19 protein-coding genes are annotated in these 23699 nt (G+C 63.7%); 3 read left to right on the top strand and 16 right to left on the bottom strand.

What is annotated here, in order from left to right:
- Window positions 1-46 precede the first annotated feature (46 nt).
- Genes nosR through ACODSZ_RS13070 form a run of 3 tightly spaced genes read right to left on the bottom strand, consistent with a single transcriptional unit; the run spans window position 47 to window position 4441 of the window.
- The gene (gene nosR / locus ACODSZ_RS13060) at window positions 47-1393 is read right to left on the bottom strand and encodes a response regulator c-di-GMP phosphodiesterase, NosR family (RefSeq protein WP_488927749.1); all 1347 of its coding nucleotides are present in this window, start codon (window positions 1391-1393) and stop codon (window positions 47-49) included.
- Complete coding sequence (locus ACODSZ_RS13065; RefSeq protein ID WP_488927750.1) at window positions 1390-2754, bottom strand: ATP-binding protein; 1365 nt, start codon at window positions 2752-2754, stop codon at window positions 1390-1392. Before ACODSZ_RS13065 ends, nosR begins: the two co-directional genes overlap by 4 nt.
- Window positions 2755-2809: 55 nt before the next feature.
- Window positions 2810-4441, bottom strand: coding sequence for a methyl-accepting chemotaxis protein (locus ACODSZ_RS13070; protein WP_488927751.1), 1632 nt, complete (start codon window positions 4439-4441; stop codon window positions 2810-2812).
- Window positions 4442-4801: 360 nt separating this feature from the next.
- Here ACODSZ_RS13070 and ACODSZ_RS13075 point away from each other — a divergent pair, with 360 nt between their 5' ends.
- Window positions 4802-6427: an EAL domain-containing protein gene (locus tag ACODSZ_RS13075; RefSeq protein ID WP_488927752.1), complete on the top strand. Its 1626-nt coding sequence runs from the start codon at window positions 4802-4804 to the stop codon at window positions 6425-6427.
- Between the two features lie 30 nt (window positions 6428-6457).
- Here ACODSZ_RS13075 and ACODSZ_RS13080 read toward each other — a convergent pair whose 3' ends face one another.
- The 11 genes from ACODSZ_RS13080 to ACODSZ_RS13130 form a co-directional block, all read right to left on the bottom strand.
- Window positions 6458-6904, bottom strand: a complete 447-nt coding sequence (locus ACODSZ_RS13080; RefSeq protein ID WP_175344209.1) for a bacteriohemerythrin — start codon at window positions 6902-6904, stop codon at window positions 6458-6460.
- A gap of 322 nt (window positions 6905-7226) precedes the next feature.
- Window positions 7227-8189, bottom strand: a complete 963-nt coding sequence (locus ACODSZ_RS13085) for a chemotaxis protein (RefSeq protein ID WP_175344208.1) — start codon at window positions 8187-8189, stop codon at window positions 7227-7229.
- A gap of 14 nt (window positions 8190-8203) precedes the next feature.
- Window positions 8204-9958 (bottom strand): methyl-accepting chemotaxis protein, encoded by a 1755-nt coding sequence (locus tag ACODSZ_RS13090; RefSeq protein WP_488927753.1) that lies wholly within the window; start codon window positions 9956-9958, stop codon window positions 8204-8206.
- 155 nt (window positions 9959-10113) lie between these two features.
- Complete coding sequence (locus ACODSZ_RS13095; protein ID WP_488927754.1) at window positions 10114-12360, bottom strand: hybrid sensor histidine kinase/response regulator; 2247 nt, start codon at window positions 12358-12360, stop codon at window positions 10114-10116.
- Between the two features lie 31 nt (window positions 12361-12391).
- The gene (locus ACODSZ_RS13100) at window positions 12392-12766 is read right to left on the bottom strand and encodes an Hpt domain-containing protein (protein ID WP_349627566.1); all 375 of its coding nucleotides are present in this window, start codon (window positions 12764-12766) and stop codon (window positions 12392-12394) included.
- Window positions 12767-12803: 37 nt separating this feature from the next.
- Window positions 12804-14471 carry a cache domain-containing sensor histidine kinase gene (locus tag ACODSZ_RS13105; protein ID WP_488927755.1) on the bottom strand — a complete coding sequence of 556 codons (1668 nt, stop codon included), beginning with the start codon at window positions 14469-14471 and terminating at the stop codon, window positions 12804-12806.
- A 29-nt stretch (window positions 14472-14500) separates the two neighbouring features.
- Window positions 14501-15142: a response regulator gene (locus tag ACODSZ_RS13110; RefSeq protein ID WP_175344204.1), complete on the bottom strand. Its 642-nt coding sequence runs from the start codon at window positions 15140-15142 to the stop codon at window positions 14501-14503.
- Window positions 15143-15367: 225 nt separating this feature from the next.
- Window positions 15368-16942, bottom strand: coding sequence for a cryptochrome/photolyase family protein (locus ACODSZ_RS13115; RefSeq protein ID WP_175344203.1), 1575 nt, complete (start codon window positions 16940-16942; stop codon window positions 15368-15370).
- 30 nt (window positions 16943-16972) lie between these two features.
- On the bottom strand, window positions 16973-18214 hold the full coding sequence (locus tag ACODSZ_RS13120; RefSeq protein WP_488927799.1) for an MFS transporter: 1242 nt from the start codon (window positions 18212-18214) through the stop codon (window positions 16973-16975).
- An 8-nt stretch (window positions 18215-18222) separates the two neighbouring features.
- Window positions 18223-18816 carry a chalcone isomerase family protein gene (locus ACODSZ_RS13125; protein ID WP_175344202.1) on the bottom strand — a complete coding sequence of 198 codons (594 nt, stop codon included), beginning with the start codon at window positions 18814-18816 and terminating at the stop codon, window positions 18223-18225.
- 101 nt (window positions 18817-18917) lie between these two features.
- Entirely contained in the window at window positions 18918-19835 is a 918-nt protein-coding gene (locus ACODSZ_RS13130; RefSeq protein ID WP_241820917.1) for a LysR family transcriptional regulator, read from the bottom strand.
- A gap of 139 nt (window positions 19836-19974) precedes the next feature.
- Here ACODSZ_RS13130 and ACODSZ_RS13135 point away from each other — a divergent pair, with 139 nt between their 5' ends.
- Together ACODSZ_RS13135 and ACODSZ_RS13140 are read left to right on the top strand one after the other, a co-directional pair.
- Complete coding sequence (locus ACODSZ_RS13135) at window positions 19975-20841, top strand: intradiol ring-cleavage dioxygenase (protein WP_488927756.1); 867 nt, start codon at window positions 19975-19977, stop codon at window positions 20839-20841.
- Window positions 20842-20848: 7 nt separating this feature from the next.
- Window positions 20849-21919, top strand: coding sequence for a maleylacetate reductase (locus ACODSZ_RS13140; RefSeq protein WP_488927757.1), 1071 nt, complete (start codon window positions 20849-20851; stop codon window positions 21917-21919).
- 130 nt (window positions 21920-22049) lie between these two features.
- Here ACODSZ_RS13140 and ACODSZ_RS13145 read toward each other — a convergent pair whose 3' ends face one another.
- A complete protein-coding gene (locus ACODSZ_RS13145; RefSeq protein ID WP_175344198.1) occupies window positions 22050-22808 on the bottom strand; it encodes a hypothetical protein in 759 nt (252 codons plus the stop codon).
- 88 nt (window positions 22809-22896) lie between these two features.
- A complete protein-coding gene (locus ACODSZ_RS13150) occupies window positions 22897-23622 on the bottom strand; it encodes a 4'-phosphopantetheinyl transferase family protein (RefSeq protein ID WP_488927758.1) in 726 nt (241 codons plus the stop codon).
- Between the last annotated feature and the right edge of the window lie 77 nt (window positions 23623-23699).

Genomic DNA, 23699 nt, shown 5'->3' on the forward strand with positions numbered 1-23699 from the left:
CCGGGTCAGCCGGCGCAGGGCGAGCTGACCCCAATACGTATTTGCCTCAGTGCAACAGGATGCGCGCCTTCAGCGGCATCTCGTCGATCTGCTCGAAGCGTCGCAGACGCGCCAGGATGGCTTCGTCCAGTACGTGCTCCTTGTTGAGCAGCAGGACGCCGGAGCGAGTGCGCAGGTCCTCGGCCAGCTTCATGCCCACGCGCAGGTCTTGCGGCGCCAGCAGGCGGGTCTGCTGTTCCAGGGCCAGGCGTTGTTCTTCCATCATGGCGATGAAGGTCTCGACCACCAGCGGGTCGTAGCGATGGCCGGCGTGGGCGCGCAGCATGGTCAGGGCCTTCTCCGGGCTGACGTTGTGGCTGGTGATGCCGCCATTGCACAGACCCTCGAAGTCGCGCACCACCGCCAGGATGCGCGAGCCCAGCGGGATGGCGTCGCCCGAGAGGCTTTCCGGTACGCCACGGCCATCGTAGCGTTCGTGCTGATGGCGGATGATCTCGCCGCTCTCGGCCAGGGTCGGGATGGGGGTGAGCAGCATCTGGCCCTTGACCGGATGCCAGAGGAAACGCTGCAACTCGTCGCTGCTCATCTTTTCGATGGGCTTTCTTACCAGCTCATCGGAGAGGTCCAGCTTGCCGATGCCGTGCAGCATGCCGGCCATCATGGTGTGCCTGGCATGCAGGCTGGTCATGCCCATGCGCATGGCCAGCTGTTCGCACCAGCGGGCGATGCGCGCCGACTGGCCATTGGCCAGCCCGGCGCGCAGTTCACTGATGTCGGAGAAGACGTGCAGCATGCTGAGGAAGGCTTTCTGTTCTTCCGCCTGGGCACTCTCCAGGAACAGCACGGTCTGGCGCAGTTCCTCGGTGCGGGCCTGGACCTGGCGTTCCAGCTGGCGGGTGAAATCGGCCAGTTGCAGATTCTGTTCGCGCACCTTGCGTTCCAGTGCCATTTTCTGCTTGCGCAGTTGCTGTTCTTCCAGCGCATGGGCGACCGTCATGAGCAGTTCGCGGTCTTCCCAGGGCTTGGAGAGGTAGTGGTGGATGCCGCCATCATTGATGGCCGAAATGGTGCTGCCGATCTCGGAATAACCGGTCAGCAGGATGCGCATGGTGGCCGGCCACTGTTGCTTGACCTGGGCCAGGAACTGGGCACCATTCATGCCCGGCATGCGCATGTCGGAGATCACCAGATCAACTTCGGCGCTGGCCAGGATGTCCAGTCCGGCCTCGGCACTGGTGGCCGTCAACAGGCGATAGCCCAGGGGCCGGAAGCTGCGTTTGAGGGCCGACAGGATGCTCTGTTCATCGTCCACCAGCAGTACGCAGGGTGGTGGCAGGGCGAACGGATCGGCTTGTTGCAGGGTCTGGAGTTCCTGGCTGTGGATGGCGGTCATGATGCTTCTCCTGGTTCGCCCGTGGCCTTGCTGGCCGGCTGGGCGCTGGCGGGATCGATGGGCAATTCGATCCGGAAGGTGGTGCCTTGGCCCGGTTCACTGCTGACATGAATATCGCCGCCGTGCTTCTTGATGATGCCGTAGGACAGCGACAAACCAAGCCCGGTCCCGCTGCCGACCGGCTTGGTGGTGAAGAAAGGTTCGAAGATGCGGTTGATGTGTTCAGGCGCGATGCCGTGGCCGGTATCGCTGATGCTGACGATGGCGCGCTCGCCACGGCGTTCGGTGCGGATGGTCACGCTGCCACGTTCGGTGATGGCCTGAGCTGCATTGACCAGCAGGTTCATGAAGACCTGGTTCAGTTCCGAAGCCAGGCACTTGACCATGGGCAGTTCGCCGTATTGCTTGATGATGGTGACCTTGTACTTCAGTTCGTTGTTGGCGATGTTGAGGGTGCTGTCCAGGCCGTGATGCAGGTCGGCCATCTGCCAGTTGCTTTCGCCGGTGCGCGAGAAGTCCTTGAGCGACTGCACGATGTTCTTGACCCGCTGCAGGCCCTCGTTGGATTCGGCCAGCAGTTCGGTGACGTCTTCGCTGAGGAATTGCAGGTCGGCGCGTGCCTCGTAGGCCTGCAGTTCGGATTGCGCCACGCTGGTGGGCAGCGTGCCGCCGGCGACGCACTGGTAGAGTTTGATGCCCTCCAGCAGCGTGGCTACGTAGTTGCCCAGGGTATTGAGATTGGCGTTGACGAAGCCGATCGGGTTGTTGATCTCGTGCGCCACACCGGCGGCAAGCTGGCCGATGGAGGCCAGCTTCTCCGACTGCATCAGCTGGGCCTGGGCCATCCTGAGCTGCTCGATCAGGGCACGCTGTTCTTCGGCTTGGCGTTGCAGGGTGTCTTCGAGCTGCTTGCGGCCGGTGATGTCGGTCATCAGTCCGATCACTTCCAGGGGAGTGCCTTCGGCATCCCGGATCAGGCGCAGCGTATCGTGCATCCACAGGTAGCTGCCATCGCTGGTGCGGAAACGGTATTCATAGATCTTCTGGTCTTCCACGAAGAGCATGGCCAGGCTGGAGAAGATCGCGGCGGTGTCATCGGGGTGGATGTGGTTGAACCAGAAGTTGGGATCGTCCAGCATTTCCTCCGGATCGTAGCCCAGCAGGCGTGTGGCGTTTTCGCTGACGAAGGTGAGCTGGAAGTCGCCCGAGGGTACGCTGCTGTAGATGATGGCCGGGGTGTTGCCGATGATGTGGCGATACCGTGCATTGGCCTTGACCAGGGCGCGGGTGTCGGGCGCGTCATCGGTATGGGTACGCGGGCTGGCGCACTCTTCGGCCATCAATGCTTCGCTGTGTCCCATGTTCGCCTCCTCAGCGATGGCTCCCCGGTCAAGGGCGGGAGCCGCGCCCCGCTGGTCAGGCCGCGCGCAGCAGCGCCACGCGCTTGGCCTCTGGTGAGCGCATCGGGATAGACTGGGCCGGCATGCCTTCCAGGTTGAATACGCTGATGGCCTGGATCATTTGCCGGGTCGATTCTTCCAGGCTACCGGCTGCTGCGGCGGCCTCTTCCACCAGCGCCGCATTGCGCTGGGTCACTTCATCCATCAGCACCACGGCTTCGTTGACCTGGTGGATGCCGGTCTGCTGTTCTCCCGAGGCGGCGGTGATCTCGGCCACGGCGGTGGCCGCTTGCGTGACCGAGCGCATGATGCCGCCCATGGTGTCGCGGATCTCGCCGGCCAGTTTCACGCCCGAGCCGACCCGCTGCGAAGATGCCTCGATGAGCAGCTTGATCTCCTTGGTGGCCTGGGTCGAACGTTGCGCCAGGTTGCGTACCTCGCCGGCCACCACTGCGAAACCGCGTCCCTGCTCACCGGCGCGGGCGGCTTCCACGGCGGCGTTCAAGGCCAGGATGTTGGTCTGGAAAGCGATGCCGTCGATCAGTCCGGTGATCTGCTTGATTTGCTCGGCGCTCTTGTGGATCGCATCCATGGTGTCATTGATGTGGTTGATGGAAGCTTCGCCACTGCGCGTGGTGGCCAGCGCTTGCTCTACCAGGTGGTTGGCCTGGCGCGCGTTCTCGCTGTTCTGGGTCACGGTGGAGGCCAGCTCTTCCATGCTGGCGGCGGTTTCTTCCAGGCTGCTGGCCTGGGATTCAGTACGGGCCGACAAGTCCATGTTGCCGCGTGCGATCTCCCCGGTGGCCTGGGCAATGTGCAGGCCGCTGCGGCGCACGTCACCGACCGAGGCCACCAGGTTGACGCGCATCTGTTCCATGGCTTGCAGCAGCGCGCCCATTTCATCGCGGCGCGCCTGGAGATCGGTGACCGACAGATCGCCGCCAGCCACCCGGCGCGCTTGCACCACCGCCCGACGCAAGGGAGTGAAGATACGTTTGGCCAGCGTCATGCGCAGCAAGGCCAGGCTGGTCAGGGCAATGCCGGTGGTCACCAGTGTCGGGAGGCTGCTGGCGTGGCTGCTGCACTGGCTGTTCAGGAAAGCCAGCGCGCCTGCACTCGCGGCGGCCGTGGCCAGGCCGAGGTCCAGCCGGGCCTTCAGCGAAACCTGCGACACCTGGCGCAGCTTGCCGCGCAGACCGGTGGGTACGACTTCGCCGCGATGGACCGCGATGCGGGTGCTTTCCTTCTTCAGCTCCTGGTAGGCCTGGTCGGCGGCGGCGATCTCGGTGCGGCTGGGCTTGGTGCGCACCGACATGTAGCCGGTGCACACGCCGCGTTCCCAGATCGGCGTGACATTGGCCTTGACCCAGTAGAAGTCACCGTTCTTGCAGCGGTTCTTGACCAGCCCGGTCCAGGGCAGGCCCGCCTTGAGGGTGCTCCACAGGTCGGCAAAGGCCAGCTCCGGCATGTCCGGATGGCGCACGATGTTCTGCGGGGCGCCAATCAGCTCTTCTTCCGTAAAGCCACTGATGTCGATGAAGGTCGGGTTGACATAGGTGATGCGGCCCTTGATATCGGTCTTGGAGACGATGGAGGCGTGGGCGTCGATCTCGCGCTCTTGTTGAGTGACGGGTAGGTTGAGGCGCATGATCGGTTCCTGAAAAATTGATTGATGGAATCATTAAAGCACAAATTCATTGAAATCGCTAAAAAATCGGTTCTCTACGGGAATATATAATGAATTTGTTGCGAGCCTCCAACTAAGTTGTCATTGCGAAAAGTCTTGAGGGGATGCTGAAGTGTTTTTATAAGTCGTTGATTTATAAGTGTTAAATTCACTTTTGGTGATGCTGCCAATGGACCGCTTCCAGCCGTTGCAAAAACGCTTCACTATTTTGTAAAATGATTAAATTGATTTAATTGTTTGTTCGGGGTCTAATGATGAGCATGGACATGGAATAGTCGATTCGGACGGGCCGTCGCCAAGGCGCGGCGCAAGGGGGAAGACGTGAGCAACAAGAACAAGGTGGTGCTGCTGACCATCATCGCCACCGTCGTGGCCGCGACGGTGCCGGTGATCGGCATGCTGTGGCTGTCGCGCCAGGCGGTGATCCAGTCCGAGCATGAGCGCCTGACGCGCTACGCCGAGACCGTCGTGGAGCGCGCCGAAGCCACCTTCCAGAACGCCCAGCGCTCCCTGAAATCGCTCTCGCCGCTGCTGCTCTTTCCCTGTTCGGATGAACACATTGCCCAGATGCGGCTAATTGCCGTCCATTCCGGCGCCATCGAGGAAATGGGTTATTACGAATACGGCCAGCTCAAGTGCACTTCCTGGGACCGGCGCGGTCAGGCGCTGCGGCGGGGCCAGCCTGAGCCGCAGTTCACGACCCGTGACGGCATCGGTGTGGCGCTGGAACAGCCGTCCTTTGTCACCGACGGCCCCAGCATGATGGCCATTCAGTACGGAGCCCATGTGGCCCTGGTGCAGCGTGAACGCTTCGTCGATGTGGTCCTGGAAGATGGCGTGCATGTGGTGCTGGCGCGCAACGGATTCGGACTGGTGGCGCAGTACGGCGTGCCGTTGTCGGCGGGCATGGCAGGGCGGGCGCTGGGTGGTCTGGGTACCCAGGATTTCGACGGGTTCTTTGTCTCCACCGTCAGTGGCGACGGCTGGACCGCTGCGGCCATCATCGATGGACAGCAGGTACTGGCGGCCATGACGGGAGAGCAGCAGTGGTTCCTGCCCGCTGGCGTGCTGCTGGGGCTGGTCCTGGTGCTGCTGGTGCTGCGCGTGTCGCAGGCGCGCCTGTCGCCGCTGGCGGAACTGCAACTGGCCGTGCGCAAGCGTGAATTCATCGTTTTCTACCAGCCCATCATCGAGCTGGCCACCGGGCGCTGCGTTGGCGCCGAAGCACTGATTCGCTGGCGTCGCCCGGACGGCAGCATCGTGCGGCCCGACTTGTTCGTGCCGCTGGCCGAGGAGAGCGGTCTGATCCTGCCCATGACCGACCAGGTCATCGCGGCTGTGCTGGCCGAGCTGGGCGATACCCTGCGCGCCGACCGCGCCCTGCACGTGGCCGTCAATGTCGCCGCCCAGGATATCAAGACCGGTCGCATCATCGATGTGGTCAGCCAGATGCTGGCCGGTACCGATATCCGTACCGAACAGTTGTGGATGGAAGCCACCGAACGCGGCTGCATGGATATCGCCTCGGCCCGGGTGACGCTGGCGCGGGCGCGTGAGTTGGGGCATTCGATGGCGCTCGATGATTTCGGCACCGGCTATTCGAACCTGCAGTATTTGCAGGGCCTGCCCATGGATGCGCTCAAGATCGACAAGTCCTTCGTCAGCACCATCGGCACCGGTGCGGCCACCAGTGCGGTGATCGATCACATCATCGCCATGGCCAAGAGCCTGCATCTCTACATCGTCGCCGAGGGCGTGGAAACCCTGGAACAGGCCGCCTACCTGAGCGAGCACGGGGTCCACTTCGCCCAGGGCTGGCTGTTTGCCCAGCCCTTGCCGGCGGCCGATTTCATTGATTTCTACCGGGCCACGCTGGCCGATTACGGCAGCGGGCCTGAGCTCATCCGCGGGCCCCAGGCTGCCACCTCCACCGCACTGAACGCCTGAGTCGCACGCCGTCGCCGGCGCAATGCTGGCTCAGTGCCGCTCCGCTACGCCGCCCTGCATGCGCAAGGCCAGTGCCAGCGCCTGGTCCATGCCCGCCATGTGCCGTACCAGCATGGCCGGGATCATGCCCATGACAATATCGGCCAGCGGCGCGTTGCCGTCCTCCAAATAGGGCCGCAGACGGTGCAGCAGCGCCAGCAGCTCGGCGTGGTCGCGGCGATGGGCGCGGATCTCGCTGTAGCCGATGGCGTCCATCATCTTTTCTTCTTCCCGGAATCCCTGTTCGATCTGCGCCACCAGTGCGCCATAGGCTGCGGCGAACTGCGTGGGTGGTACCACCGCCAGGGCGGCCACGCTCTCCAGCACTTCGCGATGTTCGGCATCCATCTCGGCCAGCAGGGCCGGGATGCGTTGCGCCAGCGGCGGGTTGTCGCCGCTCGGGGCGAGGGATACGACACGATCGGCAGAGGGAACCATGACCAGCCTCCTGAGGCAGGGCGCGACCGCACGCGGGTCGCAACGCAGACATCCACGGCAGCGGCAGACGCACGACCTGCCACAGGGATGTTCATGTCCGATTCTAGAAGTCTGGTCTCGAAATAATTTGAGATAGCTCAAGCCGATCAGGATTGGTCGGGAGTTCGGGTTGGCTCGGCGCGCACGGCCACGTGCGCCCGCGATATCCATGAAAAAGCCCCACGGCACCGTCAGGGGTGGCGTGGGGCGGGTCTTGCCGGCCGACCGGGCGTCGGCCGTGCGCTTGTAAAAAGCGCCGTTCCTGGCTCTGCAGTAGGTGCCGTCAGGGGGGCAGCACCTTGCGCAGCATTGCTGCCAGTTCAGGCGGGGAAAACTTGGCGACGTAACCATTGGCACCCACCGAACGCACATGGTCTTCGTTGGCGGCACCGGTCAGTGAAGAATGGATCACCACCGGCAGTTGTTTGTAGAGGTCCGAAGCCTTGATCTTGCGGGTCAGGGTGAAGCCATCCATCTCCGGCATCTCGAGGTCGGTCAGCACCATGGCGACCTTGTCGGTGAGCGGCTTGCCTTCCTGTTCGGCTTGGCGGGCCAGCTCCTGGAGTTTCTTCCAGGCTTGCACGCCGTCGGTGGTCATCACGTAGGGCAGCTTGAGATCGGTCAGGCACTGCTCGATGAGGGCGCGTGCCATGCGCGAATCGTCAGCGGCCAGCACGACCGAGCCCGGCTTGATCTTCAGTTCATTGCTGCCGGCCGGGACCGGCTCGATCTGTTCCTTGACCGGCGAGATCATGTTGAGGATCTGCTCCACGTCCAGCACCTGCACCAGGCGACCGCCATCCTGGGCCGAGTCGAGGCGGGCGATGCTGGTGACCACGCTGCCGGAAGCATGGGAGTCAGCCGGCAGGACCTGGCTCCAGTCCAGGCGCACGATTTCCTCTACCGATTCCACCGCGAAGGCCTGGGTATGGCGGGCGAACTCGGTGATGAGCAGGATGTTGAAGCCATGGCCCGGCTTGCATCCGGCCACCGCCGGCAGGTCCACCACCGACATCACCTGGCCGCGGATGTTGACCATGCCCAGCATCGGGGAGCGCATGCCGGCCGCAGCGGTGATGTCCATCATGGGCACGATCTCGCGGATCTTGAAGACATTGATGCCATACAGCTCGCCCGGCCTGTCGGTGCTGCCGTCCGGGGTGCCGAGGCGGAACAGCAGCAGTTCGAACTTGTTGCTGGAGGTCAGGTTGGTACGTTCGTCGATTTCTTTTTGGAAGGCGTCCATATCGTCCTCAAGGATCAGAATTGTTCCCAGTCGCCGTTGTCGGCGCTGTCGTGCTGGCTCCTGGCCGGGGTGCCCGGACGGGCGGCAGGCGCAGGCTGGGCGATGTTCCTGGCGCGTGGCGCAGCCACTGCCGGACGTGCCGGGGTAATGTCGCGCGGGGCGCTGGCCGCCTTGACAGGCCGGGCAGGGGCCGCTTGTGCCGACATCACCACGTGGCTGGTATCGAGGCGGAACACGCCGACCGTCTGGCTCAGGCGTGCCGCCTGTTCCTGCAAGGCCTTGGCGGCCGCGGCAGCCTGTTCGACCAGGGCAGCGTTCTGCTGGGTATTTTCATCCATCTGCGTGACGGCATTGTTGATCTGTTCGATACCCTGGCTCTGCTCGGCGCCGGCAGCGGTGATCTCGGCGACGATGTCGGAGACGCGCTTGACGCTGGCCACCACCTCGTCCATGGTCTGGCCGGCTTCGCCGACCAGCTTGGTGCCGGTGTCGACCTTGGCCACCGAGTCGTCGATGAGCGCCTTGATTTCATGGGCCGCCGATGCACTGCGCTGGGCCAGCGAACGCACTTCCGAGGCCACCACCGCGAAACCGCGTCCCTGTTCCCCGGCACGGGCCGCTTCCACGGCCGCATTCAGGGCCAGGATGTTGGTCTGGAAGGCAATGCCGTCGATGACCGCGATGATGTCCACGATTTTGCGTGACGATTCATTGATGGCATCCATGGTATGAACAACCTTGCCCACTACCTGGCCTCCAGCCTGGGCCACCTCGGAGGCCGAGACCGCCAGTTGGTTGGCCTGGCGGGCATTGTCGGAGTTCTGGCGCACGGTGGAGGTCAGTTCTTCCATGGCCGAGGCGGTTTCTTCCAGGGCGCCGGCCTGCTGTTCGGTACGGGAGGACAGGTCCATGTTGCCGGTAGCGATTTCGGCCGAAGCGGTGCTGATGGTGTCGGTGCCCACGCGCACCTCCTGGACGATCTTGAGCAGGTTGTCATTCATCTGCTTGAGCGCAGCCGTCAACTGGGCGGTTTCGTCGCGACCGGTGTTCTCCGGGATATGGGCGGTCAGGTCGCCTTCAGCCACCTGGCGGGCAATGGCTACGGCATTGACCAGGGGACGGGATACCAGGCGGGCAATCCACCACGACAGCAGCATGGCCAGCGCGATGCAGCTGGTGATCAGTCCGATGATGGCCAGCCGTGCGCGCTCGTAGACCTGGCGCGCCTGCACCTCGGAGGCGGCTGCGCCCTTGATGTTGACCGTGGTCAGTTCATTGATCTGGTCCTGCAGCTTGCGGTAGACCGGGGTGGAGCTGGTATTGAGAACATCGTGACCAGCCGGCTTCTGGCCTTGCTCGAAGAGCTTCGTCATGCGCACATGGGCATCCTGGTAGGCCGCGATATTGCGTTGCAGATCCGGATAAATTTCCTTTTCGCGCGGTTCCGATACCAGCGTGCCGTAGTGCGTCATTTCCTTGGCAAGGATGTCCATCTGCTTCTCGGCGCGCTCGCGGGAAGCCTGTTCTTCCTTCTTGTCATCGGTCAGCAACTGCTGCATGTCGAAGCTGCGCGAGCGGGCCAGCGCCAGGCTGATCCGGGACAAGCTATTGATGCTGGGAAGCCAGTTGGCAGACACATCGTTGGCCGCCTTGTTCACCTCGGCCAGTTGCGCAACCGAGAAGCCCCCGAGCGCGACAATGAACAGCAGCACAACCAGGAAGGCTGCGTTGAGCTTGCTGGCAATTTTGAGATCGTAGAACCATTTCATGATGACGACTCCTGATGTGGGCGCGATATAGGAATAAAGGGGGTGCGCTCAGGAACCATCATAAGTGGCTTCAGCAAATAAATCAAATAAATCGATTTAATCAGTTGTTTTATTTTCTTAGGGAATTTCCTGAATTCAACTCAGGTTTGCTGCATTCATGTCTTGTGCAGCCATTTTTCCACGGTATTCATCAAGCCGACCTGGGTGAAGGGTTTGCTGAGGTAGTCGTCCATGCCGGCATCCAGGCAGCGCTGGCGGTCGCCCTCGATGGCACTGGCGGTCAGCGCCACGATGGGGGTGCGCGGACGTCCCTGGGCCTGTTCGTAGGCGCGGATCTCGGCGGTGGCCTGGTAACCGTCCATGATGGGCATCATGCAGTCCATGAGCACCAGGTCATAGCTGCCGTTGCGCACTGCCTCCAAGGCCAACTGGCCGTTTTCGACTTCCTGCAGGATGCAGCCGCGCCGCGCCAGCAGGATGCGCAGCAGTTGCCGGTTGATCTCGGTATCCTCGGCCACCAGGATGCGGGCGCCCGTGAGTGCGGAGGAGGCCGCCGCGCCCGGGGTGGGCGGTGCGCTTTGCGCCGCCAGCGCGGGCGCCGCTGCGACCGCACTGGCGGCGGGCTGGCGGGCCGGTGGCACCTGGACCTGCTCGGTGCTGACGGTGCCAGCCGGTGCCACGCCCTCCGGGCAGAGGATATCGAAACTGAACTTGGTGGATTGTCCCGGCACGCTCTGGCAGGCGATCTTGCCGCCCATCAGTTCCACCAGGTTCTTGCTGATGGCCAGACCCAGCCCGGTACCACCGAAGCGGCGTGAAATCGAGGAATCGGCCTGGGTGAAGGGCTGGAACAACTGGGCCAGGGACTCGGGAGAAATGCCGATGCCGCTGTCGGCAATGGCAAAGAAGAGTCGCCAGCGTTGCGGGCTGGTTTCTTCACGGTGGGCCGACATGCTCAGCCGCACGTAGCCGGCCTGGGTGAACTTGATGGCATTGCTCAGCAGGTTGCCCAGCACCTGCTTCAGGCGCGAGGGGTCCCCGACCAGGCAGAGCGCCTCGTCACAATCGATGCGCACGTCCAGTTGCACGTCCTTGTTGTGGATCGAGGGCCGGTACAGCTCGGCCAGCTCGCGCACCAGCCGCGCCGGATGAAAGGCCACGCCTTCCAGGTCGAGCTTGCCCGATTCGATCTTGGAAAAATCCAGGATGTCGTTGATGATGCGCACCAATCCGCCGGTGGCATTGTGGATGCTGTCGGCATAGTGTCGCTGCTTGTTTGACAGCCCCGACTCCATCAGCAATTCGGACAAGCCCAGGATGCCATTCATGGGGGTGCGGATTTCATGGCTGACCATGGCCAGGAAGCGCGACTTGGCTTCATTGGCATGGTCGGCTTCTTCCTTCAACTGCAAGGCCAGCTGGGCGTCCTGCTCACGCCGCTGCACCTGACGCAGGGCTACGCCAAAGCCGCCGATGAGGCCGATCAAGCTGATCACCGCTACCAGCATCAAGGGATACATGGATTCCAGCCATTCACCGAAATAGACCTTGTCGGTCACGCCGATTTCCAGATACATCGGCGCATTGCGCACCGGTCGGTGGATGCCCAGCCAGTGCGACTGCATGAAGTAATAGGGCTGCTTGCCGTCGCTGTCGGCCGGGCGTGACGCGTGCAGGTCGGCCAGGGGGCGGATGTCGCGCTGCGCGGAGGTGTCGTGTGCCAGGGCGGTGGTGATCAGCGGTTTCTCGTCCTGGCGCGCCAGCAGGATGGAGAAGGGCTTGTCCTTGGTGACGGCAGTGAAGAAATCTTCAAAGAACGAACACGGCAGGGCGACCACCACGATGGCCAGCATGCGTCCCTGGCGGTCATTGATGCGGCGGCTCAGATAGAAGGTCGGCACACCGGCGGCCCGTGAATTGACGGTTTCGCTCAGGAAATCCTCACGCGAGGCATTCCTGCTGTGATGAAGGAAATAGTCGCGGTCGGTCAGATCCAGCGGTGGTGGCGGGAAGGTACGCGACAGGCCGATGATGCGGCCCTGGGCATTGCTGATGCCGATGCCCGAGATGAAGGGCAGGCCGCGGATCTTCTCGCGCATGGTCTGGGAATACGCGGCACTGCTGACGTGCTCGTAGAGCTGGGCGTCGTTGCTGACGTTGGCTGCTTCGATGTCGGACTGGATGCTGTCGAGGACCAGGCGGGCCGAGGAGATGGTCTGCGAGGTGCTTTCGGCCAGTACCGTGGAGAGCGTGGCCAGGTCATTGCGCCAGTCGTTGAGGCTGGCGCGGTACAGCAGTGCGCCCGAGATGAAGACGGTGCTCGCCAGCAACCCCAGCAGCAACCCGCCCAGGGTGAGGGCGGACTTGCGGATGCGCGGCGGGGCGGGCGTGGGTGGCGTCATGGGCAGGCAGGGGCTGGCTGGCCCTCGCGGCTCAGGGCTGCGCGAGGGAGCGCGCGCAGCGCCCGATTTCGTCCAGTACCAGTGCAAAGCTGGTCTGCAGTTGCACCAGTTCTTCCGGGCGCGGTGGCTGGCCGTTGCGGGCGGCCTGCTCGGTCCGCTGCAGCAGCGCCGTGAGCACATCGGCCTGGAACATGGCGCTCATGCCCTTGAGGCTATGGCTTTCGTGTCGGCTGCGCTCGGCATTGCCGTCCAGCGCGGCCTGCTCCAGCCGGGCGAAGATGGGCGGGGCACTATCGACGAAAGTGCGCGCCAGCGCGGCCACGGTGGCGGCATCGCCGCCCACGGCCTCCAGCAGCTGGCTCGGGTCGATATGATGATAGTGGCTCAGTGACTGGCCCAATGGCACGGTATTCCCCCTCTGTCCTGATCTGGTCGCGGCCGTTTTACTTCGGCTCTTGCAGCGGCAATGTGAAGCTGAATGTCGATCCTTGGTGTTGCTCGGACTGTAACATGAGTTGGCCTCCCATGAGCGTCACCAGCCGTTGCGCGATGGTCAGGCCGAGGCCCGCGCCATCCTTGGCGCGTCGTTCGCTGTCGTCGGCCTGGGTGAACTTCTCGAAGATGGTATCGCGTTGCCCGGCGGGAATGCCGATGCCGGTGTCCTTGATGCGAATGACCAACTCATTGTCGGCGCGGTCGACTTCGACCATGACGCGGCCGGTATCGGTGTAGCGCACGGCATTGCCGATCAGGTTTTCCAGCACGCGCAGCATCTTGCGCTGGTCGCACACGATGATCTGCGGAACCTCGTCGGTGATGCGGCATTCCAGCAGCAGGCCCTTGGCCTGGGCAGCCTGGTAATGGCGCGCCATGGCCTGGCCGACCAGTTCGCGGATATTCTCGGGCTCGCGATGGACGCTCACCCGGCGGTCTTCCAGGGCGGTGACTTCAAGGATGGCGTCAACCAGCTCCAGCAGGCGGTTGCCGCTGTCATGGATGGCCGTGGCATATTGCGCCAGGGGGGACTCGCCCAGTTCCTCGCGCAGGGCATCCGAATAGCCCAGCACGCCATTGAGCGGCGTGCGGAATTCATGCGACATGTTGGCCAGGAAGCGCGACTTGGCGTGGCTGGCCTGCATGGCATCCTGGCGGCTTCTGACCAGCGAGCCGGCCATCCAGATCAGCACTGCATTGAAGACCAGCACCGCCAGCGTGATCAGCGAGGCCAGTGTCAGGGTGCGGTTGCGCTCACGATAATAGGGGGCCAGGCGTTCTTCGATGTCGATGCCCACCGAGGCATAGAGCGGATAGTCGTTGAGCTTGCGGAAGGCATAGATGCGCTCGCGGCCATCGATGCGGCTGACCGCATCGATCACGCCATTGCCCTGCGCCAGCATGGCGGCATAGACCTTGCCGCCGTTGACCTGCTCACCCATGGCATCCATGTCGCCGGTACGGCGCACGCGCACGACGCCATCGGCACCGACCAGGGTGATGACGCCATGGTGGCCGACATCGATCTGGTGGTACAGGCTGGTGAAATACTGGGGATCGATGGACACCACGATCACACCGCCAAAGCCGCCATCGGGTCGGTTGATGCGCCGGGTCAGCTGCAGCGACCACTTGTGCGAGACGCGCCCCAGTACCGGCTTGCTGATGAAGAATTTGTCCTCCCCCCCGTGCATGTGCACCTGCACGTGCTCACGGTCCGACAGATTCAGCGGGGTGAAGGGTTTGCTGGAGAGCACCACGTCGCCCTTGGCATTGACGACGGTGAAGAGGTTGTAGACATTGCGCGCCACCAGGCCATTGGCGATCTCGGTGGCCAGGTCCAGCGACTGGCCCCGCTCGGCATAGCGGTAGCGCAGGTAGACGGCGGCCTGGTCGGCCGCTTCGATGGTGCGGTAGGCGTGTTCGAGGAACAGCCGCGAGAGCGACTGGGCGTCGCGGCGGGCATCTTGCAGGTGGTTTTCGCGGCTGGCGTCGAGCTCCTTGAGTGCCGCCAGCCACAGGCCGCAGATCAGCAGCAGGGAAAACAGGCCCAGGGCCAGGCGCAGATCGATGCGCGCGAACCGGAGGGGCAGAGGGGGGTGTTTCCGGTCATCCATGGCACTGCTGGCCTTTCTTCGTTGGTCCCTTAGCGGGTTTCGCGCTCCCTGCGGGCACAGCAGGCCCGCATGTAACCGCGCAATTCATCAAAATTGACCGGTTTGGAGAAGAACACCACCCCGGCCGGAATACCACCGCGCATGGCCATCTCTTCGGCATCCAGGCTGCTGACGATGGCGATGCTCACATCCTTGAGCTCCGGGTCATGGAGGATGGTCTTGACCACTTCGTAGCCATCCATGCCTTCCATCACGATATCGGCCAGCACCACGTCGGGTTTGCTGCGCGCGATCTCCAGCAGCGCCTTGTAACCGTTGTCGCAATACACCAGGTCCAGCGGCAGGCCCCAGGAACCGAGCGCACTGGCATACAGCTCGCGCTGCAGGCGGTTGTCCTCGATCACCAGCACCGCGGTGCGGCCGTTGCCGGCACGTGGCGCCGGGCTGGCGCGTCCGTGTTCGCCTGCCTCGCCGCCCGAGGACGAGCCGGGGGTGGACTTGTAGGCATGCACGGCCGCCAGCGGGATGCGGCGGTGGCCGCCCTTGGTCTTCCAGGCCTCGATGATGCCGGCCTCCACCAACTGCTGGACGGAGGACACCGAGATGCCCAGGATGTGCGCCGCTTCCTGCGTGGTGCATACCTCGGAACTGGTTGTCTTTGCGGTTTTCATAAATCCATTATCGGTATTTTACACAAATAAATCAAATTCATTAGATCGAATTTGAATTCGATATAATCGTTTTTCGACGAAAAGCAACACTGCTGCCCATGGGCAATGCTTTGACGACCCATTATGCAGAGAATTTCGTGAGTTCGTCAGATTTTGTGTATTTTGCCTGCTTTTACCGGCGTTGGCAGCCATTACCATGCGCCGGGAGCGCCTGTCGGTGCGGGCTCAGAGGGTATCGAGCTGGTTGCGCAGATCGGCGGCGCGTTGTTGCAGGGCCTCGATATCGGCGCTCTGCATTTTTCTTAGCTGCTGGTAGGCCATGCCCATGCGCGGGTTGTTGCCGAAGGTGGACTGGTGGCGCAGGAAGAAGTCCCAATAGAGGGCATTGAAGGGGCAGGCATTCGCGCTGGTCTTCTGCTTGGGATCGTAGGCGCAGCCCTGGCAGTAGTCGCTCATGCGGCCAATGTAGGCGGCGCTGCTCACGTACGGTTTGGTGGCGATGATGCCGCCGTCGGCCCACTGGCTCATGCCCAGGGTGTTGGGCAGCTCCACCCATTCGAAGGCATCGATATAGATGCCCAGATACCAGTGGTGCAGCTCCCGGGGATCGAGCCCGGCCAGCAGGGCGAAGTTGCCGATCACCATCAGGCGCTGGATGTGATGGGCGTGGGCCGTCTCCAGCGACTGGCCGATGGCGTGGCGCAGGCAGTTCATGCGCGTCTGTCCGCTCCAGAACCAGGCCGGCAGGGGCAGGTGATGGGCCAGGGCGTTGCGCTGGTCATAGCCGGGCATCTGCGACCAGTAGATGCCGCGCACATATTCACGCCAGCCGATGATCTGGCGAATGAATCCTTCCACTGCCGCCAGCGGCGCCCGTCCTTCGCGATAGGCTTCTTCGGCGCGGCGCACCACTTCCAGGGGATGCAGCATCTTGACGTTGAGGGCGAACGAGAGCAGCGAATGGAACAGCCGCTGCGCCTGGCTGCTCATGGCGTCTTCGTAGTCGCCGAAATGCGGCAGCACGGTGCTGATGAAGTGATCCAGATGTTGCAGGGCTTCGGTGCGGTCCAGCGGCCAGCGCAGTTGCGTGGCCTGGGCGTTGCCGAAACTGCGCACACCCTGGGCCTGCAGCATGTCCCACAGCGCAGCGTGATCGTGCGGCCGACGCCAATCCGCGGGTTCGGGCGGGTTGCCGGGCCAGCGCTTGCGGTTGTCGTGGTCGAAATTCCATTGGCCGCCTGCGGGCTTGCCATCGCCATCGAGCAAGAGCTCGAAGCGCCGTCGCATCTGTCGGTAGAAATGCTCCATCAACCACTGCTTGCGGCCGGCGAAAAGGCGCGGCAGTTCGTGGCGCGCGGTGAGAAAATGCTCGCTGTCGCACACGGCAATCTCGCCCTGATGCGTGCTCGCCCAGGCCTGACCCCACTGCTGCAGCGTCTGGTCGACCCGCCATTCGTCCGGTGCCTGCCATTGCACCTGACGGGCCTGGTAGTGGGCCGCCAGGGCATCGAGGTTATCGACCAGCGATTGCCGGTTGCAGGGATCGTCCAGCCGGATGTAGCGCACCCGATGACCGGCCTGGCGCAACTGCTCACCGAAGGCCCGCATGGCGGCGAAGATGGCCAGGATCTTTTGCGCGTGGTGTAGCACGTAGTCGGTCTCGGAGCGCACTTCCATGAGCACGTAGACCACCTCGGGATCGACCTGGTCGAACCAGGAGTGCTGTGGATTCAACTGGTCGCCCAGGAGCAGGCGCAGGGTGGATGCCGGGTGAGATGGCGCGTTGGAATTTTTAGTCATGGCGGGTAAAACGGTAGAGCGGAAGACCGATCATGCGGGATGCAGGCGACCATAGCGCCCCAGCACCAGAAAAGCCGCCAGTTTCAGCACGCAGGGCAGGGCCGCATAGACCAGCGGCAGGCTGCTGCTGGGTCCCTGGCCCGGGTGGTAACCGAGCGCCGACAACAGCGGCAGGGCGATGCCCGCCAGTGCCAGGGCCAGCTTGCCCAGCATGGTGAGGATGCCGAAGGCGCTGCCCACCGATCCAGGCTGGGTGACCACGCGCGCCAGCAGGACCGGTGGCAGCAGCAGGTCCGCACCGAGTGCCGCGCCGGTGGCCAGGCATACGGCGAGAAACGCCCAGCGCTCGCCCGGCCCCAGCAGAACCGCAGCGACGAAGCCGACGATGGACAGCAGCATGGCCTGGCGCCAGCAGGCGATGGGTCCGATGCGGCGTGCCAGGGCGCTCCAGAGCGGCAGCCCCAGCGCGGCTGCGCCGAAATAGGTCGCCAGGAAGACGCCGGCCAGTGCGCGCTCCTGCAATTGATCCTCGATGAAAAACAGCGCCAGCGTCGCCGGAACGGCAGCCGACAGGGCATTGAGCAGGTAGGGCGGCAATAGCGCGCGAAACGCCCGGTTGGCCCACAGCCCGCGCAGCGACACCGCCCAGCGCTGGCCCTGCGCCGTCATCGCTGGCGCCGGCTGGCGCAGCAGCAGCAACAGCGCACCGCCCAGTACGGCAGTGAAGAACAGGCAATACCAGGTGATGCGCTGGTCGATCAATGCCGGGTCTGCCGCCAGGATGCCGACCGGTACCACGCTGGCGACGATCACCCCGGCCAGGCCCGCGCCTTCACGCCAGGCGACGGCGCGCATGCCCTGTTCCGGCAGGCGCGAGCCCCAGGACAGATAGGCGATGCTCAACATGCTGTGGGCGCCGTAGGCCAGCACCAGCATGCCGACCAGCCACACCATCGCGGCCTGGGGCGTGGCGGGGGGCTTCCAGAGGCATATGAAGGCAAATGTCAGCACCACGCCTGCGGCGGCCATCCAGCGCTTCTGCCGTTGCGCCGAGCGGTCCAGCAAGTGACCGAAAAGGGGATCTTGCAGCATGTCCAGCAGGCGCGCCGCAAACAGCACCCAGCCCAGCGGCGCCAGCGCCACGCCGACGTGGCTGGCGTAGTAGGCCGGGATCTGCACGAACAGCGGCAGTGCCGCCATGGCCAGCGGTGCGCCCAGCATGCCATAGGCGGCATTGTCGGCCCGCGAGCGCGGCGCGCAGGAGGGCTCCATCACTGCGCTCAAGGTACCTCCCCGAGCAGGCGGCGACGCAGCTTGTCGTCACGGCTGGGCTGGCCCAGCCAGATGTTGAAGAAGGAGCGCGCCAGTTCCGGATCGGCGATCTCGGCCAGCATCCGGTTGCGGTCATACAGGCGCATGCCGCGCCGGGGCAGATAGACGCCGACCAGTTCATCGCCATCGGCCACGTCCACGAAGGCGCTCTCCAGCTCGCTCTTCCAGCGCGCCAGGGTCGGGCCGGCGATGGGGGCCGGACTCATGCGTTTGATTTCATCGATGGAGGTGGAAGCCAGCTTGTCGCGGCTGATCTTGACCTGGTAATCCAGCTGCAGGGCAAAGGGCTGGTTTTCATCCAGTGGCTTTTGTGCTGCCCACAGGGTGGCATGATAGATGCGGAAACCCAGCCAGGTCATGGTGCCGCTGCCGAGCGGCTCAACCCGGGCGGGCAGGGCTTCGCGCCAGGGCTCGCTGGCATGGGCAGTGCGGCCCGGCCAAAGGGCCGCCAGCGCCAGCAGCAGCATGCAGCAGACCAGTTGCAGGCGCTGTCGGTGCGCTTGGCGCGGCAGTTCGAGGGGGGCAACGGTAGCGTCGGGCATCGGGAGTCTCCTCAACACTTTGGGTGACCAGGGGATTACCAGTATAAGATAAAAGCTACCAATTGGTATTTAATATTTACCAATTGGTATTGACGCGTTGCTCAGCGCGTCCATTTGCGCTCATAGTCCATTTCCGCGAAGTGCTGCAGGAGGAAGTCGACGAACACGCGCACCCTGGCCGGCAGGTGCTTGCGGCCCTGGTAGGCGATGTTGATGGTCAGGCGAGGCAAGTCCCATTCGTCCAGCACCGGGACCAGGCGGCCTGCCACGACGTCGTCATAGATGATGTAGTTGGGCTGGATCAGGATGCCCAGTCCCTCCAGCGCGGCGGCGCGGATGATCTGGCCGTCGTTGGATTGCATCAGGGCGCTGATGTCCAGCTGCCGTTCATGGCCGTCGCGATGGGTGAAGCGCAGCTGGTTGGGGTGGTTGGCGTGGCTGTACACCAGCAGGTCATGCGCGGCCAGCTCTTCGAGCGACCGTGGTACGCCGCGTGCGGCCAGGTAGCCGGGGGAGGCGGCCAGGATGCGGCGGGTGGCCGCCAGGCGGCGCACGGCGATGTTGGAATCCGGCTCGAACTCGCGGGTACGGATGGCCACGTCGATGCCGCTGTCGAGCAGGTCGACGTAGCGGTTGGCCGAGACCACGTCGAGGGTGATGTCCGGATAGAGCCGATGAAAGCGTGGCAGCAGCGGGCTGATGTGCTTCATGCAGAAGGACAGCGAGGAGGTCACCCGCAGCAGTCCGCCCGGTGCGACGCTGTTGGCGTTGACCAGGGCTTCGGCTTCCTTCATCTGCGTGAGTGCCGCCTTGCATTGGCGGTAGAAGCCCTCGCCGGCCTGGCTCAGGCCCAGGCGGCGCGTACTGCGTTCCACCAGACGTGCGCCCAGGCGTTCTTCCAGCGCCGCCAGGCTGCGGCTGGCGGCGGCATTGGACATGCCCAGCGCCTCGGCCGCGCGCGAGAGACTGCCCAGCTCGGCTACCTGCACGAAGAGTTCGAATTGATTCCAGCGGTCCATGGGGCGGCTTTCCTGGCGAGGTGGGCAGTCCGAAGTGGAAAACAGTTTTCCACATTCGTCATATATCTGCAGAAAAATAAGACCTATATTACCGCTCAGCGAAAAAATCAAAACCATTTTCCCCATCGCCGAGGAGACCATGCTCAATCTCAACGAAGACACCATCACCCAGGCCGTCCTGGCGCGCCATGCCGGCATGGCCGATGAACGCCTGCGGCAGATCGTGACCAGTCTGGTGCAGCATCTGCATGCCTTTGCGCGCGAAGTCAGGCTGACCGAGGAGGAGTGGTTCGCGGGCATCCGTTTCCTCACCGAGACCGGGCAACTGTGTTCGGACAAGCGCCAGGAATTCATTCTGCTCTCCGACACGCTCGGGCTGTCCACGCTGGTGATGGCACAGCAGCACCACAAGCCGGCCGGCTGCACCGAGGCGACCGTGTTCGGTCCTTTCCACGTGGAGAACTCCCCGGTTTATCCGCTGGGGGCGGATATTTCCAACGGGGCCAAGGGGCAGCCCTGCTTCGTCAGCGGCAGCGTACGCGGTCTGGATGGCCAAGCCGTTGCCAACGCCAGGATGGAAGTCTGGCAAGCCGATGAGGATGGTTTCTATGACGTGCAGTATCCGGACCTGGCGCAGTTGCAGGCGCGCGGTACGCTTCATACCGATGCGGCCGGGCGTTACCACTTCCGCAGCATCCTCGCCAATTCGTATCCGATCCCGCACGACGGCCCGGTGGGCAAGATGCTGGAGACCCTGGGCCGTCATCCGTGGCGACCGGCGCACCTGCATTTCCGCATCCAGGCCGAGGGCTATGAGACGCTGATTACCCACGTCTTCCGTCGTGGCGATGAATACCTGCAATCCGATGCCGTCTTCGGTGTACGCTCCACCCTCATTGCCGACTGGCCGCGCCACGAGGCCGGTACCGCGCCCGATGGCACGGTGTGTGACCAGCCCTTTTACACGCTGGACTATGATTTCATCCTCAATCCCCAGCGCACCTGAGTCCGCCATGTCCCTGTCCGCGCCCAGTTTCACTTATAGCAGCGCTGCTGCCCGTGTCATCTTCGGTGCCGGCAGCCTGCAACATCTGGTTCGAGAAACCGAGCTTCTGGGCGCGCATCGTGCCCTGGTACTGTGTACGCCCGGCCAGCGTGCCGAGGCCGAGCGCGTGGCGTCCCTGATTGGCGATCGTTGCGCCGGGGTATTCGACCAGGCCGTCATGCACGTGCCCATCGAGACGGCACGACACGCGCGGTCGGTGGCCCAGGCGCTGGGCGCGGACTGTGCCATCGCCATTGGGGGTGGGTCCACGATGGGATTGGGCAAAGCCATTGCACTGGAATCCGAGCTGCCCATCCTGGCCATCCCGACCACCTATGCCGGTAGCGAGATGACGCCCATTTACGGCATCACCGAAGCCGGTCTCAAGAAGACCGGCCGCGCCGCGCGCGTGTTGCCGCGCACGGTCATCTATGATCCCGAATTGAGTCTTGGCCTGCCGCTGCCGCTGTCGGTGACCAGTGGCATCAACGCCATGGCACATGCGGCCGAGGGCCTGTATGCGCCGGACGCCAACCCCATCATGTCGCTGCTGGCCGAAGAGGGCTTGCGCGCACTGGCCGAGGGTTTGCCGCAGCTGCTGGTGCGCAGTGATGATCTCGAGGCACGCAGTCAATGCCTGTATGGTGCCTGGCTGTGCGGCACGGTGCTGGGCAATGTGGGCATGTCGCTGCATCACAAGCTGTGCCACACCTTGGGAGGCAGTTACAACCTGCCGCATGCGCAGACGCATACCGTGATCCTGCCGCATGCGCTGGCCTACAACGCACCGGCCGCACCGCAGGCCATGCAGCGCATCGCACGGGCACTGGGCACCGACGATGCCGCGCAGGGGCTGCATGCGCTGGCGCGCAAGCTGCGGGCGCCGTTGTCCTTGCGCGAGCTGGGTATGCCCTATGAGGCGCTGGATCGCTGCACCGACATCGCCTTGCAGAATGCCTATGCCAATCCGCGTCCGCTGGAGCGCGCGGCGCTGCGGACCTTGCTGGAGCGTGCCTGGCAGGGGGATGCGCCTGAGTGACGTATAGTGTGGCGGTGCAAGGCTTGCATAGACGACGTCCAGATTACCAGGAGACCGCCAGGCCAGGAACATCGGCCAGGCCACGGGCGGCCTATTGCCGGCTGAGTGGCGAGATCAGCCCATGCACGCTTTAATCCACCTCTGGCCGCAGCTCGTCCTGGAACTGCGCTACTTGTGTGCCACGCACTGAACAGCCGATGCGACTACCCGGGAAAGCTGGATCGCGCGAAGCTTCGATGACCAAGGAGCGCTCGCCCAGTACATTGGCCTGGGCCCGATAATGCTCAAAGCGCGTGGTGCGGTGCCATCCGCCGCGATCAAAGATTTCCATGCGCACGTAGTTGCCTTCCAGCTCGCGGCTGGTGCGCTTGAAGTTGGGGATGGCCGCACCCAAGGCTTTGACCAGTTGTTCCGGCGTAGCCGGACTGAAGAAACCCCAGCTGATCTTCTGCAACTGGCCGTTGATTTCCAGACGTTCGTCGTAGTAGCCGCTCAGGATTTGTCCGTAGGCCTGTGCCGGGGCCGCTACGGCGATGTGGTTGCGGCCTGCGGTGCTACGGTCCGGGACATCGATACTGGCCACCGGGCCCTTGAGGGTGACCACGAAAGCCGGTTGCAACGCGCCGGAGAACTGGCGTACCGTCGCCGCGAAGCTGGCGTCGCAACTGCCAAGCGCCTTGAGGACGTTTTCCAACGGCGTGCGCTGGTCGGTCACCGCGGCGGACTCCGCCTTCGTGCGCAATTCGTCGCGTTGTGCTGCTTGCTGCGACTTCACTGCCAGTCGCTGCTGCTTGATTTGCAACTTGGCCATGCGCTCTTCCGGCGTGGAGCAGGCGGTGGTCAATAGAAGTGTGCCGGCTGCGAGCAGCCAGATGCGTGATGTGGACATGTTTTCCCCTTGATATGTCTACGTGGTTGAGTGTTCTTGTTCGGTGATGCGGTTTACTGCGGTCCAGCGATGACAGTCTTGCGGTGTATCAGCCGCCGTCGTATTGCTGCGGTGTTGCGTTGCTCTGGCTGCCGGTAAGCTCCAGAAGGGTCGGCAGCGCGATGTCTTGCGTAGGGTGCAGCCGCACCGGCACCGTAGTACAGAGACACAGATGGTAGTGCGCCCCAGGTTCGTGATGCAGGAAGGACGGAGCGTCGCCAGTCAAGGCAACCTGGTTCTGACGGGCGTTGTGGCGGCATTTGTAATCGGCCTCCTTGGCGCACCACAGCCGATAGAAGGCGGCTTCCCGCTGGTCGCCGGTGAGGCCTTCCAGGCTGGACAACTCATGCGGTGTGAAGGCCAGCTCCGCCAGTGCCGACAGGTCGCGTTCGGGCGCCGGAGCTTCGATGTCCACGCCGATCTGCGTGCCCACTCCTACCGCACAGGCGATCCAGCCGCGGCTGTGCGAGAGGCTGACCGCTGGCTGCCCGACCCCATCGGCCAGCTCTCCTGCGATGCGCACCACCGGAGCGGCCCCGCCTGGCTCGCTTACCGCGATGTCGTCCAGGCGGCAGCCACTGACCTGCATGAGTGCATGACGCATCAGCAGCCGGGCCAGCAGGAATTCGCCCGCACGCTGCGGACGCAGGAAACCCTGCAGGCGCATGCGCTCATTGGGCGACAGGACCGCCGCCAGCCGGGCCAGCGTGGAGGAACGTGCGCCCGCGCCGACGAAGCTGCGGCCATCCACCACCCAGGCTACGGTGGAGGCCATGACGACTTACTTGCCCAGCTTGACGATGTCGCCCTTGAGGGCGACACCGGCCATGGTGGCGGCCAGCGCCGAGGTCA

Source organism: Herbaspirillum sp. FG34, from assembly GCF_057809315.1.

What these genes read in the sequence shown, in the direction of transcription:
- nosR (WP_488927749.1), bottom strand. Translation starts at nt 1,393, where the DNA reads ATGACCGCCATCCACAGCCAGGAACTCCAGACCCTGCAACAAGCCGAT.
- ACODSZ_RS13065 (WP_488927750.1), bottom strand. Translation starts at nt 2,754, where the DNA reads ATGGGACACAGCGAAGCATTGATGGCCGAAGAGTGCGCCAGCCCGCGT.
- ACODSZ_RS13070 (WP_488927751.1), bottom strand. Translation starts at nt 4,441, where the DNA reads ATGCGCCTCAACCTACCCGTCACTCAACAAGAGCGCGAGATCGACGCC.
- ACODSZ_RS13080 (WP_175344209.1), bottom strand. Translation starts at nt 6,904, where the DNA reads ATGGTTCCCTCTGCCGATCGTGTCGTATCCCTCGCCCCGAGCGGCGAC.
- ACODSZ_RS13085 (WP_175344208.1), bottom strand. Translation starts at nt 8,189, where the DNA reads ATGGACGCCTTCCAAAAAGAAATCGACGAACGTACCAACCTGACCTCC.
- ACODSZ_RS13090 (WP_488927753.1), bottom strand. Translation starts at nt 9,958, where the DNA reads ATGAAATGGTTCTACGATCTCAAAATTGCCAGCAAGCTCAACGCAGCC.
- ACODSZ_RS13095 (WP_488927754.1), bottom strand. Translation starts at nt 12,360, where the DNA reads ATGACGCCACCCACGCCCGCCCCGCCGCGCATCCGCAAGTCCGCCCTC.
- ACODSZ_RS13105 (WP_488927755.1), bottom strand. Translation starts at nt 14,471, where the DNA reads ATGGATGACCGGAAACACCCCCCTCTGCCCCTCCGGTTCGCGCGCATC.
- ACODSZ_RS13110 (WP_175344204.1), bottom strand. Translation starts at nt 15,142, where the DNA reads ATGAAAACCGCAAAGACAACCAGTTCCGAGGTATGCACCACGCAGGAA.
- ACODSZ_RS13115 (WP_175344203.1), bottom strand. Translation starts at nt 16,942, where the DNA reads ATGACTAAAAATTCCAACGCGCCATCTCACCCGGCATCCACCCTGCGC.
- ACODSZ_RS13120 (WP_488927799.1), bottom strand. Translation starts at nt 18,214, where the DNA reads ATGGAGCCCTCCTGCGCGCCGCGCTCGCGGGCCGACAATGCCGCCTAT.
- ACODSZ_RS13125 (WP_175344202.1), bottom strand. Translation starts at nt 18,816, where the DNA reads ATGCCCGACGCTACCGTTGCCCCCCTCGAACTGCCGCGCCAAGCGCAC.
- ACODSZ_RS13130 (WP_241820917.1), bottom strand. Translation starts at nt 19,835, where the DNA reads ATGGACCGCTGGAATCAATTCGAACTCTTCGTGCAGGTAGCCGAGCTG.
- ACODSZ_RS13135 (WP_488927756.1), top strand. Translation starts at nt 19,975, where the DNA reads ATGCTCAATCTCAACGAAGACACCATCACCCAGGCCGTCCTGGCGCGC.
- ACODSZ_RS13140 (WP_488927757.1), top strand. Translation starts at nt 20,849, where the DNA reads ATGTCCCTGTCCGCGCCCAGTTTCACTTATAGCAGCGCTGCTGCCCGT.
- ACODSZ_RS13145 (WP_175344198.1), bottom strand. Translation starts at nt 22,808, where the DNA reads ATGTCCACATCACGCATCTGGCTGCTCGCAGCCGGCACACTTCTATTG.
- ACODSZ_RS13150 (WP_488927758.1), bottom strand. Translation starts at nt 23,622, where the DNA reads ATGGCCTCCACCGTAGCCTGGGTGGTGGATGGCCGCAGCTTCGTCGGC.